The organism is Listeria marthii, from assembly GCF_014227425.1.
Classification (GTDB): domain Bacteria; phylum Bacillota; class Bacilli; order Lactobacillales; family Listeriaceae; genus Listeria; species Listeria marthii.
Genome location: NZ_JAASWB010000004.1, coordinates 139,629 through 152,989 on the forward strand (window position 1 = coordinate 139,629; position 13,361 = coordinate 152,989).

The 13,361-nt window shown below is 36.8% G+C and carries 11 protein-coding genes; all 11 read right to left on the reverse strand.

What is annotated here, in order from left to right:
- Positions 1–11: 11 nt before the first annotated feature.
- The 11 genes from HCJ55_RS08380 to HCJ55_RS08430 all read right to left on the reverse strand — a co-directional run bounded on the left by HCJ55_RS08380 (position 12) and on the right by HCJ55_RS08430 (position 13,352).
- Positions 12–881, reverse strand: a complete 870-nt coding sequence (locus HCJ55_RS08380) for a DUF1672 family protein (RefSeq protein ID WP_185517753.1) — start codon at positions 879–881, stop codon at positions 12–14.
- Positions 882–1,216: 335 nt separating this feature from the next.
- Positions 1,217–1,786 carry a hypothetical protein gene (locus tag HCJ55_RS08385; protein WP_185504206.1) on the reverse strand — a complete coding sequence of 190 codons (570 nt, stop codon included), beginning with the start codon at positions 1,784–1,786 and terminating at the stop codon, positions 1,217–1,219.
- An 86-nt stretch (positions 1,787–1,872) separates the two neighbouring features.
- Entirely contained in the window at positions 1,873–2,283 is a 411-nt protein-coding gene (locus HCJ55_RS08390; protein ID WP_185504207.1) for a DUF4064 domain-containing protein, read from the reverse strand.
- 4 nt (positions 2,284–2,287) lie between these two features.
- Positions 2,288–2,716, reverse strand: a complete 429-nt coding sequence (locus HCJ55_RS08395; RefSeq protein ID WP_185504208.1) for a hypothetical protein — start codon at positions 2,714–2,716, stop codon at positions 2,288–2,290.
- The gene (locus HCJ55_RS13925; protein ID WP_260451373.1) at positions 2,713–2,949 is read right to left on the reverse strand and encodes a hypothetical protein; all 237 of its coding nucleotides are present in this window, start codon (positions 2,947–2,949) and stop codon (positions 2,713–2,715) included. Before HCJ55_RS13925 ends, HCJ55_RS08395 begins: the two co-directional genes overlap by 4 nt.
- A gap of 260 nt (positions 2,950–3,209) precedes the next feature.
- Positions 3,210–4,082, reverse strand: coding sequence for a DUF1672 family protein (locus tag HCJ55_RS08405; protein WP_185517757.1), 873 nt, complete (start codon positions 4,080–4,082; stop codon positions 3,210–3,212).
- 397 nt (positions 4,083–4,479) lie between these two features.
- Positions 4,480–6,468 (reverse strand): SA1320 family protein, encoded by a 1,989-nt coding sequence (locus HCJ55_RS08410; RefSeq protein ID WP_185517759.1) that lies wholly within the window; start codon positions 6,466–6,468, stop codon positions 4,480–4,482.
- A gap of 15 nt (positions 6,469–6,483) precedes the next feature.
- Entirely contained in the window at positions 6,484–7,353 is an 870-nt protein-coding gene (locus HCJ55_RS08415) for a DUF1672 family protein (RefSeq protein ID WP_185517761.1), read from the reverse strand.
- Between the two features lie 25 nt (positions 7,354–7,378).
- Positions 7,379–11,869: a type VII secretion protein EssC gene (essC, locus tag HCJ55_RS08420; protein WP_185517764.1), complete on the reverse strand. Its 4,491-nt coding sequence runs from the start codon at positions 11,867–11,869 to the stop codon at positions 7,379–7,381.
- Positions 11,870–11,882: 13 nt separating this feature from the next.
- Positions 11,883–13,079 (reverse strand): type VII secretion protein EssB, encoded by a 1,197-nt coding sequence (gene essB, locus HCJ55_RS08425; protein WP_185517766.1) that lies wholly within the window; start codon positions 13,077–13,079, stop codon positions 11,883–11,885.
- A gap of 21 nt (positions 13,080–13,100) precedes the next feature.
- Positions 13,101–13,352, reverse strand: a complete 252-nt coding sequence (locus tag HCJ55_RS08430) for an EsaB/YukD family protein (protein WP_003740080.1) — start codon at positions 13,350–13,352, stop codon at positions 13,101–13,103.
- Positions 13,353–13,361 lie beyond the last annotated feature (9 nt).

Consider the following 13,361-nt stretch of genomic DNA (forward strand, 5'->3'; position numbering starts at 1 on the left):
CGTTCGTGATTTCATTTAATTATGTTATCTACGTCCACATTTTCACCATCTGGCAAGCCTACTCGATTAATAATAAGATTTTTGTATACTGTAATCATATAGTTTCCCTTAGGTAATCCGTTTTCTTGTTTAAGCCCCTCTGCCAAGTTATCTGCTACCTTTTGCTCAGGGAGTTTATCTTCTTTAGAATAAAATTCCATTGGGATTGATAAAATGTTTCCCTCCGGATCATCTTTTGCAAATAATAATTTTAATTCATCTGTGGCAATTCTTTGATTTTCTATATATGCTTGGTAAACACTTGGAAAACTTAATGATGATGATGCAATAAAGTAGTGATTACTTGTATATCCTGAAGATGATGTTTTTTCAATTGCTTCATCTCTCAATCCCAATAAGTTATTTTCTTTAGCTAATTTCTCAGTGAACGTATCTAAATTACGGAATTCCGTTTCATAAGCTTTGGCATATAAACCACTGACAATTGCTTGCTCTACCTCACCATCACTACTCCTCGCAGACCATTCACCCTTTTTATTAATTGATTCCCCCACTATGACCGAAGTATGAAATTGAATAGGTTCCTCGCATTCTACCATAACAACCGCTGCATTTCGGGCTGGTACCACGTTATTTACTTTTACATTTGTTTTATATTTAGTCTTCACATATTCTATGGCTTTTTGTTTAATCTCTACTTCATTCTGTTTCACTCGTTCTGCCGATTTATTCCCGTCAACAAATGAAAAACCTTGCCCTACATAATCTTGCACAGGTGTGGTTCCTTTTTGGGCTTTTTCTTCCGCTGTTTGCTCATTCATATTGAAACATCCGTATAGTAAGAATAAGGTTGCTGATAAACTTAGGATGATTTTTTTCATTTTGTCTCCTGTCTATGTTCTATATTGTAGTATTGAATAAACCAAAACTCTTGATGAACGCTAAGTAGCCTAAGATTCTCGCACTCATCTTAGACTACTTGTTCCCGCACATAATTAGTTTTTATTCTCTCTTTGGAATTTGTTGTACAATCTTGCCAGTCCCTTGTTCCCGCAATAACTTATGATGCTTAAAAACACAATTCTCGCGACAATACCGTCCATGTCGCTTGTGATTTTAGCGTTGATTTTTCTCCCAAGAATGCTTATCAATTTTTTATCTACTTCCGTTTTTACTTTTCATACAATTAATAGTGTTTTCAAAGAAAGTTCGTTTCCTAAGATTTATTAACCTTCACATTCTTAAAAATCACCTTTAACTCTTTTGATGTAAAGGTATCTTTGTTTGGATTGAAATTTTGACAAGGTAATAAAACTTTTAATGGCATAATACTATTCGCTTTCATTGTGCCAATCATATCATGTCCGAATTCTACATTTTCACTTACAATTTTAGCTTCCGGATAACCTTCTACCTGCAGCTCTAAATCCATAGAAAAACTATCAATGTCCTTACCACTATTATTTGCTACAAATACCCCTACCCCTATTACCTGATCTTTTTCAAAGAATTGTCCGTTTAACGAAACTATTTCTACTTCTAACCCTGATTTTCCAAACACTCTTTCTATATCACCTTTTGCCTCTAAATCTGAGTATGTCTTCTTAGCGCTTTCCACGAACTCTGTATCAGTTTGATTATAGAAATCGGGTATTTGTAAGGAAAAATCTTTCTCTGTTTCTACAGGCACTTCATTTGCAATAACGGGCTCCTTAGATTCATTATTATTTCCGCAAGCAAAAAGTGCGATTGACATAACCAAAATCATCATTATTATTTTTTTCATTCATATCTCCTACCTCTCATTACCTATTAAATAGACAATAGTTAAAACATAGTGAACATCTTTCTGTGCCAATCGTCTCTATTTTATCAATCTACTTTCAGTCCATCACTCATTACTTTTTTCTCACGCCAATATTTGCTGTTAATTACCATAATACCTGCAACTAAATATAGAATGCCTGCTAATGAAAAAATGCTGATAACCCCCATGACAATTAAAACAACACCCCAGCTTTTTTTAGGCGTTTTTTTAAGCGAAAACCAACAAATCATACCCACAAGTCCAATAACGCACGGAATTACCCAAAAAATCGTCCACAGCCAGAATCCACCCATGCTAATATTCGCTACCTCCCAATAAGTAGCTGTAAAATAATCACCATTGATATTAAATTCAATTGGTGTAAAACTCCCAATTAATAATATTCCAAGCCCCATCAGCATAAAAATAATCGCACCTATAGTAATCAATATTTTTTCTGTTTTAAAATAATTCATTCTCTCAATTACCTACCTTTTTAAAATATCGTCTATTAACCGCATTGATTTTGAGAATCGTCGCCACTACCGCTAGTAAAAAGAGTACAGTTCCCGCCGGTATCAGGAAGAAACGCCATGTGTAGAGGAACTGCGCATACCCTGTTAAGTCTGAAAACCACTGATTGATGTAGGAATACACAAATATAGTCCCTCCAACAACTATTAAAACTAATGTGCTAATCACCAAATACATCAGACCTTTTTGCTCTTTATGCACTGCCAACTTAGGATTATTAATTTTCAAAGTAGCCTTCACTTGAAAGACAACTGTTATCACCATGATAAACAAATAAATGGTGCCAATTCCTAAAAATCCTGTATACACAATTGCTACGTTCAGAAATAGGTTGAGTAATAATATGAGCCAATATTTCTCTTGTAAAAAAGTCATTTCAATCCCCGTCCATTTAAATATTTCTCATTTAGAAAAGCTGACATTGTATTTGGTTTTACTTTGTCTTTTACAACACGCCACATGCACCATCTTAACCCAATCGCAAAGGGAACAGTCAGCACACACACATAAAAAATCGATGCAATTGTATATAATTTCACTAATTTTTCATCATAAATAGTTTCTACAAATTGTTGAATTTCTTTTCGATCTTTCCATAACCATTTCACATTAATTATCCAGCTGATTAAACAGCAGGATAAAGGGAGGCCAAGTATTGTTAAGCCAAATAGTATGGGCGAATTTACAAGACGTTCTAACTGGTCAGTAAAAAAGATCATTGAGATACATATACACGGTACCAAGATAACCATGGATATATAGGGTGATAGCTCCCATAATAATCTTGATGTAATCTGTTGTCCTAGTTGTTCTTTCACAGTTTTATGCATGTTTTTATCTCCTAGTTGATTTTATCTTTGTAGCTTCCTTACTTTATTATCTCAGTTACATCTACACTTTCTCCGTCAGGCAAACCGACTCGATTTACAATGTGATTCTTGTATACTCTGATATCATAATTTCCTCTTGGTAATCCTTGTTCCTTCCGAAGCTCTTCAGTTAAGCCATCCGCTAATTTTTGTTCAGGTAATTTGTCTTCTTTTGAAAAAAAGGCCATAGGAATGTTCATATTCTTACTAGTCGGATCACCTTTAATAAAAAGAGCGCGCAAATCATCTGTTGAAATTTCAGGATTAGCTAAATAAGCGTTGTATACGCTCAAATAATCAGAGAATCCCAGTGTGACGAAATAATATTTCCCTTGATAGCCATTAGGTGATGTTTTTTCCCGTGCTTCTTGTGTATAGCCCTCTAAATCATATTTTTCTGCTAGTTTTTCTGTAAACTGATTTAGCTGCTGAAATTCTGCCTCATGTACTTTCGCGTAAAGTCCACCTACTATGGCTTGTTCCACTTCCCCCTCGTTACTTGTTCCACTTCCTAATTCGTCTTTTCTATTAAGAATAAATTTTACAGTAACCGAGGTAGTAAACTGAACCGGCGCCTCGCTTTCAACAATAACAACCGCTCCATTTCGCGCTGGTACTACATTATTCACTTTCACGTCTGTCTTATATTTTGTTTTCATATAATTTATTGCTTCTTGTTTTATCTCTTCCTCATGCTTTTTCACTCGTTCTGCTGATTTATTCCCGTCAACAAACGAATAGCCTAGCCCTACATAATCTTGCACGGGCGTAGTTCCTTTTTGGGCTTTTTTTTCTGCTGTTTGTTCCTTCATATTGAAACATCCGGATAGTAAAAATAATATTGCTGATAAACTTAGGATGATTTTTTTCATTTGTTCTCCTGTCTGTGTTCTGTATTGTAGTAATGAATAATCCCATAGATCCCTTACGTACGCTAAGTAGCCTAAGATTCTCTCCCTCATCTTAGACTACTTGTTCCCGCACATAATTAGTTTTTATTCTCTCTTTGACATTTGTTGAAAAAATCTATTGTTTTTTTCGATTGACTTTCGATTTCTTCACTTTTTCTCTCTTTATATATACTAATGAAAAATGATTTTCCACCAATCATCAACCGTAGTTTTGCTATTATATTTGTTCTAATCGCCAGTCCCATTATCTCTTTAACTCTTGATATGAAACGCTTAAAAACACAATTCCCGTAACTATGCCGTCCATGTCACTTGTGAATTTAGCATTAAAATCTTTAAAAATTTAGCTTCTCAACTACTAAACATTAATACTTCCACGCTTTATTTGCTCTAATAAAATTTTCATGTTTTTACTAGTTTTTACAGCTAACTTATCTAATGCAGAAATAGCCGCCGACTCGTTTCCACTTAATTGATACTTAATATCTCCAAAAACCATTTCCGCACTATGGAAGATATTTGCTGCTGCTTTATTTAATAAAATGACATCATGGAATTTAGTACCATCAAATAATGCTGTGTCAATATACGGACGATAAGCAGCTAACACATTTGGTAAATTAGATTGCAAATCTTTTACTGCGCTTCCTACACCTTTTACCGTCAACAGAATTTCTTGCAGTTTTCTGATACACTCGCTTAGTTGCTCCCTTACTTGATTGTCTATGTCTGTAAAGGGAATTTTCACTCTCGAAAAGCCATATTGAAGGGTTACCAAATACTGTATAGCTGATTTAATTGCTTGTTTTAATTGCTTGACAATACTATAAACCCCACTTAATGCTGGTATTAATAAACTCGTTGTTTTATAGGTGAATGCTTTATAATTTTTATCTAATAATTGTTGCTTTTTCCCCATCCCATTCTTTAAAGCTTTGGATTTTTTTAAGACATAGGATTGTGTCGCTGGTGGAGCTCCAACACTTTGCACTTTTTGGGTCGCGCTTAAAAGTTTATCTGCTTTTTCGAGTTCATTTGATACATAAGTGACTTGGGAGCTAAACGTTAATACTTGTTTAACGACAATATCTTTATTATCATCCAATATTTTATAATGTTCTTTAAGTTCTGCCACCATTGCATCACTCAAGTACTGGTTATCAATTCCTTTAAACAGTTCCGGTACAGCCTGCATTTTGACTTTTGATACTTGATCCATTGCATCTTCTGTCTTTAAAGCAAGATCTACAATAAGCATAGGAATATCAGTTAAAAATCCGCCAACACTTAAGAAAGAACCTGAAACCACATCTAACAAATCCCCTAAAAAAGGTAAAGTTCTTACTCTCTGCATCACATCTAACGCTCCAAAACATACCGGATTTGCTCTTTCCAAGTCATCTCGAAAAGATGAATAATTAGATAATGAAGTAATGATTTCTCCAAACTCGCTTTCCGCCAACAAGTTGTCAAATGATTTTTGCAAAGAAACTGTTCTATCATCCAAATGACTTCCCTCGTTATTCACTAAGTCTACAGCTGTATCTAAATAAAACTGCCCCATATTTACTTGCTCTGTCATTCGCGTCCGTAAACTATTGGCTAAAATTCGAATATTGTCCGGATTCATATCGATTTTCTGCCCTTTTCCTCCCCCAGTCAAAACCTTTCCACTCCAAATACCTACGGGAAGATAAGCATCTGCATCAATTGGAATTTTTTTACCATTAACAGTGACACCTTCATCATCATAACCTGTATGATTGGAAAGAATGGTCTGCAACCATGGTACATTATTTTGAAGAATGTGTGATTCTCCTGGAAGGCGGTCTCCGTATCCTACCCCACGTTCCCCTAAGGTTAGTGGATCATATTCACTTAAATAGTTTGTGATTCTTGGATTGTCTTTGTCATAAGTTCCTTTAGGTAAAATAGCAGGATTGTAGGTAACGCTTCTTATACCGCCATTTTTTGAAGCTACATAATTAGATAAGCCTCCACCTAAAGAGTTTCCTGCTACATTTTTAATATCATATTTTTGACTTTCTTTTTTGTATGCTGCGTCTGCTTCTCTTAATTGAGTGTTGGGAATAGAGCCAGGGAGTGTCCCATCCGTTAAGAAATCTTGGGTGCCTTGGGTGCCTTCGAAAATCATGCTGATTTCGCCCGAGACTGCATTCTCGACCACCATATAGTCTAATCCAGAAGCTTTGTTATATTCACCTCTTTTAACAATATATATATTTCCATTAACTTTTAATTCTGTACCTTCTTTGGGATGTTGATAGACCCATTTTCCACTTAATTCAATTAAATCTGTATCTGGTGTTTTTAACTTTGTTGTCATATATCCTCACTCCTACTACTTTGCAATTTCTTCTACTTTTGCGCTATCTCCCTCGGGTAATCCTACTCGATTCACAATGGAATTTTTATATACTCTGATATCATAACTTCCTTTTGGTAGTCCTTTTTCTTGCTTGAGCTTCTCCGCTAAATCATCCGCTATCTTTTGTTTAGGAAGGGTATTTTCTTTAGAATAAAATTCCATTGGGATAGATACACGTTCATACATCGGATCATCTTTTTGAAATAGTTTCCTTAATTCTTCTGCCGAAATTCCTTGATTTGCTAGATAAGCATTATAAACACTTGGGTAGTAAACATCCATTGCTACAATAAAATAATGATTGCTTGTATAGCCCTCTGCAGCTGTTTTATCAATTGCCTCATCTCTTAGTCCTAATAAATCATTTTCTTTTGCTAGTTTCTTCGCAAAAGTATCTAAATGGCGAAATTCTGCTTCGTACGCTTTTGCATATAAACCACCGATAATCGCTTTTTCTACTTCGCCTTCATTGCTTCTCGCTAGCCATTCGCCTTCTTTATTAATCACTTTTCCCACTATGACGGAGGTGTGAAATTGAATAGGCTCCTCACTCTCTACCATGACAACTGCCGCATTACGCGCGGGCACTACATTATTTACTTTTGCAGCTGTTTTATATGTGTCTTTCATATAGTTTATCGCTTCTTGCTTGATTTTTTCTTCATCCTTTTTCACGCGTTCCGCTGATTTATTCCCATCCACAAAAGAATATCCCTGTCCAACATAATCCTGCACGGGCGTAGTGCCTTCTTGCGCTTTCTCTTGCTCTGTTTTCTCATTCATATTGAAACAACCTCCTAATAATAATAAACTTGCTAACAAACCGATGATTTTTTTCTTCATTTGTTCTCCTATCTGCTTCTGTATTTTATCTCTTTGGAATCTTAAGCTTTTCTGCGTTTCCTTCTAACAGTAGATACAGTTCTTGAGGAGCTAATGGTTTTTCTTGTACAATTCTGATTGTTGGGCTGTAGATTGCTTGGTCTGCAAATCGAGCACCTAGTAAAACTTGTTTGGAATTGCGAATAGTATCTCCAATTGGACTGTACTCTTTCGCCATGCTTCCTAAGTCATTTCCTATAATGAATTGTACTCCCATTTTACCATCTGATTTTAACATCTCTAGTAATTGTTTTTGCGCGTTTGATGATAGTTGGTTGTATAGCTGAACAGTTGAGTAGGTAACGACTACTATAGGTGGCACATTTTTGAAGTATTCTTCTTTTGTTATGGTATTATTCGATTGTAATTCTTCTAAATATGCTTGTTCTGCCGTTTTAAATGCTCCATAAAGAATGTCAATTTTACCCTCTATTCGCTCACTGTTTGTAATGTAAGTGAGTGGTAATTCTTTTAACTTCATTAATTCCATAGAAGGCGTATCAAAAACAACTAACTCTCTTAATTCTTTTTTGACAAGTAAGTGACTACTGTTTGTGATAATCTGTTGTACCAATTCTACAGTTGGCATGATGATGGCTAGATTATGCTGTTCTAATGATACCCCCACAGGACTTGCATACTCGTACTCTAAACCGATTGGTAGTATCGATTTCATTTCAAGCATTTTCTTTGTTTCCATGTGGTCGGTAAAGTGAGTAAAACCTAATGTTTCTGGAACCATTGGTATACATTGTGGCTTTTTGCCTGTCCAAATTTCGGTCATTTTCTCTGCTTCATCTTGATTGTTCTTGATTATTTCGATTGCTTCAGCTCCGTTATTTGGTAGCGCCATTTGGAACAATGTAGGTTCTTCTATCTTAATTAGACCTCGCCCCGGTAATTCTTCAATAGTGTAGTCGCTTCTACCTACAATACTGCTCACTTCATTTTTCTCGTTCAAGTGTAAAGCTATTTGCGTTTTAATGTTAGATAATAGCTGTAGGCGCATAGCATTTTGGTTATTAGCTGTAATCATTAAATGGATTCCTAAGCTAGCCCCTTCTCTTGCTATTTGGACAATTGTTGGTTCGAGATTTGCTACAAATTCATCCACTTCTCTAATCGCATCATAGTTATCAATTGCCAGTAGAATAATTGGTTTCTTATCACCACTAATTTCTTCATACATTTTCAAACTAGCTACACTAAATTTACTTAATAGCTGTTTTCTCTCTTTAATTTCTCGGCTAAGGAGTCTTACTAATTTTAACGTTTTCTCTGTTTCATCAATTGAAAATGTATCTGCAACATGCGGTAACCCTTTAAGTGAAAGCAAACCATTTGTACCAAAATCTAATAGATATGCATGGAAAAACTCTGGTGTGTTTTTTCTAGCTAAATCAAAAATCGCCGTTTGCATGAAAGTTGATTTCCCGAAGCCAGGGCTAGAAAATACTGCCATATGTCCATTTTTCTCTAGATTCCAATGTAAAACGTTTTGTGCTTGTAACTGAGGTTGATCCAGCACTCCTAACGTTAATTCTAAATCTTTTTCTTCTTTCTGCCAGTTTGCTTCAAAATCAACTGTACTAATGCTTTCTAACGAGATACGTTCCTCCAGAGGTGGCAACCAAGGTCTCGGCAATGCCTCAATCCCAGAAGCTTCCGTATACTCATGAATATGATCAATAACCGCGTCCAGCTCACTCGGCAATTTCGTCAAATCATCCTTCTTATCTAACCCACTCAAATCCTCTGTCAAAATATCATATTGACCTAAATCATTAATCGCATAAATCGTCGTATCAATATAATCCGTGCTTTCCTTATCGGGCACGTAATCTGCGCCACTCCAGGCACTTTGGAACAATTCGTAAATCTCATTATTACCAACTTGCAAGTACGAACGACCTGGTAGTGTGATTTCTGCTGCGTCTGGTGTTTTCAAGATTTCATTTGAATCGCTGGCGTTTTGTACTTTGAGGGCTAGCTTGAATTTGGAGTTAGACCAGATTTGGTCATCCACGACGCCGCTTGGTTTTTGGGTTGCTAGGATTAAATGGATACCTAGGGAACGCCCGATACGTGCTGTCGAAACGAGTTCTTTCATGAATTCTGGTTGTTCTGATTTCAACTCGGCGAACTCATCTGAAATAAGGAATAAATGCGGCATTGGTTCGGTCGCTTTTCCTTGTTTGTATAGTTTTTGGTATTGGTTGATGTGGTTGACATCGTGCTCGCCAAATAACCGTTGCCTTTTTTGCAATTCGGCTTTGATGGAAGCTAGTGCACGCATCGATTGCGCGCCGTCCAAGTTTGTAATTGTTCCAAGTAAATGTGGCATATTTTTAAATAAGTTCGCCATTCCGCCGCCTTTATAGTCAATCAGCAAGAATGCGACTTCATATGGGTGGAAATTGACGCCAAGTGAGATAATGTACGACTGAATGATTTCTGATTTACCAGAACCCGTTGTTCCGGCTACCAAACCATGCGGCCCGTGAGCTTTTTCATGTAAATTCAGTTGAACGATATCGTCTTTTCCGCGCAAGCCAAGTGGTACAGCAAGGCTCTTATAGGTTTCATTTTTCGCCCAACGGCCGGCAATATTTAGCTCTTCAACGCGCTCCACGCCGTACATTTCAAGGAAAGTAACGGATTCTGGAATCGAGTTTTTCAAGTTTTGAAGATGGTTCAACGGCGCAAGGGCACGGCTGATTACTTCTTTGTCAAAATCTGCTGGCAAATGGTCTGGGACGAACGCTCGGTTTACAAGGTCGCCTTGCTCCAAAATAATGTTCCCGCTCTTCGCGTCACGAATATCTACGACCGTCTTCACGTGTTCAGGCAAGCTCTCCATTACGTCCTGTACGAACACTAAAGAAACACCTAGTTCGCTTGGATCTTCATTGAAGAATTCCATAACTGTGTGATCGAGTACTAATTTTTCGTCGGTAATTAAAACCACATAATGTGGCGTGAAATATAATTTTTCTTGTTTGCTTGCTTGTTCAGTAAGCGCTTGTTTACGCTCTTTTAAAATTTGGTAAAGCGAGTTCAACACTTGATCGCGCGAACGTTCATGGTAAACAAATCCACGTACATTCACATCACGCATATTCGCATGCGGCAACCAGCGCATCCAGTCCCAATCCGCTTTTTCTTCTTCTGGGAAAATGGTAATAAATTGCAAATCGTAATAACTATGGAAAAGAGAAGTTTGCATTACTAGCATTTGAAGTTGCTCTAGAACTAAACGGCGTGGCCCAATGTAACCAACTGGTCCGTGCATTAAATCTGTCGCTACTGGCACTTCATTAATAGACAAATATTGTCCTTTGATTTTCACAGCTTCTTCGACAAGTTCATCTTTTTCTTGGCTGAACTCTTCTTGTTGGAATTCCACAGAAAAGCTACTTGCTTCATCGCCGCGGCCAACTCGGAAAGTCAGGAAATCGTGGTGGAACATTGTTTTTTCATAAATACGTGAATCTACTCGTAGCGCCATTTTTTCAAGTTCCACTGCATCTGGATAGTGATACGTTAAGGCGTGGCGTTGTTTTTCACTTGTTTCATGTAGTTCTTTTGTTTTGCGTTTTAAATACAAATCATAGCTTTCCACTCGTTGTTTCGAGTCGATTTTGTATTTTTTGCGTGATTTTACGTAGTTAATAATCGCCATTGTGATTGTCACAGCTGACATTGCGATGGTCATGATAATATAAAGTCCACGCGGTTGGAAAATGGAAATCATTACCGTAATCGCAACCATGATTAATGGTGGTAAAATAATTTTAATTAAGCCATCTGTTGGTTTTGAAGGCTTGCTTGACGGTTTCGCCATGCTGATTTTTTCTTCTGGCGCACGGTAAATAATCCGCGGCGAACGGTGGTAATCTGGATAGTCTTCACCAAATGAATTATCCGCAGCAAATAAAGGTGCTAATTTGCTCGTCACGCGATTTTTCACAGCTTGCACGCTGATATCTTCTTTTCCGATTGTAATCGTCACACCGTCCGTATAAAGCTGGTCACCCGGCTCTAACGTACAATCTTCCGTCACTAAAGAAAAGTTATGATAAATTTCGCCATTTAATACTTGTAGTTTAAACAAATCTTCCTTCGCACTACGTAAAAGTAAAAAGTCTGATTTTGTATCATCTATCGTGACATCATTTTCAGTTCCGGCGCCAAATGCGACAGAAATATTCGTTACGACATCATATACTTGCGTGTGCAAATCTTGGCACAGGTAAAATGCTAAATTGTCTATGTTCACAGCTTGGTTCGTTTGAAGCGCAGTTGCTCCAGCATTCCAAGATCCTTCACTGCACTTAACTTCAATCGTTTCCGCCAGTTCCGGATAAGTGATTTCGTGTTCGATTGTATTACCAATTGTCACGACTCTTTCAGGGGACAAGTGGTGTTTATGACATTGCTGCCCGTTACTAACAATTAATAAAGCCTCTCTATTCATGGTTCATTCTCCCTTATTTTGTTTCTGTATTTGTTGTTGCATCTTCAGTTGTTGTTTTTTCGTTCACTTTTTCATCGTATTCTTTCAAGCTCTCTTCTAACGCTTTTAGTTTTTCTACTTTCTCATCGCCGCTTAGTTTTGTATCACTTTGTACTTGTTCAATTTGTTTTGTTAAACTGTACATCGCAAGCGTTGGATCATCTAAAAGTTTGGCAATATCAAGTGATTCTTTAAATTCGCCACGGCCATTATAAATCCAGTAAAGTAAGTTTTTCGCATCAGATTTCAAGCTGATTGTGTTCATAATATTTTCTTTCTTTTTATCGCTCATTTTTTCGCCGTTAACGTAAGCATATGCTAGTTCGTATTGTACGGATTGCGGCATTTTTTCTGGGTCAACGTTTTCTAGACCTGTGATTACTTTATCGTAGTCGGTTTTCAGGAAATTCTCGTTTGCTGTCAGTAAATCGTTTTGCAGTGGCACTTTAACGAAGGCAAAATAAGTTACTGGGACTGCTAGTAAAATAGCAACGATAATAAAACCGACAGCCAGCCCGCGGAAAGTTCCGTATTTTTTCTTCGGTACGCTTGCCATATTTTTTTGAACAGCCGCATGCTCTTTCACGTAAGCTTCTTCTAAAATATCGGCAATATCTTGAATCGTTTTCGCATCCAAAATGCTCTTCTCAAATTGCGAACCTCTTGCACCTGTAAGCGAACCATTGTACAAGTTTTCAAAAGAAAATTTCTTAGAAAACATCGCAATAACGAAGCATTGGTATTGTTTAAAAAACGCCTCTTCGGTTAATTCATATGGCGGTAAAATGTTTTTAATCCCGCGATGAACAATATTTGGTACTAAGTTAATATCGAAAATCAAATTATCTGGGTGTAAAAAGAATGTATAACGCGTATTTAACAACTCACTTAAATCAGCAATATTGCGTAGCGCGCGTAGTTTATCTTCGCGTTCCATTTTTCGAATTTGTTCAAATCCGTAAGTGCGTTTTGCAATCTCATAAGAAATTGTATAAGAATCGCTATCACTCGAAATTTTTGCAGGTGTAAAATGTGCTGTAGGTTTTTCTAATAATTCTAGTTGTGCCAGTTCTTTTGCGTGCGTTTTTGATTTCGGGAACGTAATGCTCCAAACTAAATCCTCATAAGTAAAATCGTAAGCTGTTCCGTCCATTTCTGTTGTCTTATTCATCGTTTTCATTCTCCTTTTTTTCTATAAAATTTCTAAAATGTCTCCATCGGCAATTTGAAAATTAGTTAATTTATCATCATCGCTTAGTAGAATTGCTTTATTTGTTGTTTTTATCGTACATTTGGACAAATCTTTATACTCGATCTTGAGCGTTTCTGCCAAATTGATAATTAGTGCTTTGATTGGTTGATGCACCGGAATTCGCAAATCATACTTACCTGCGCCCCAATTAGTGAAATCAACTGTCACATTCATATGTGTGTTTTTAGCCATTTAAAACTC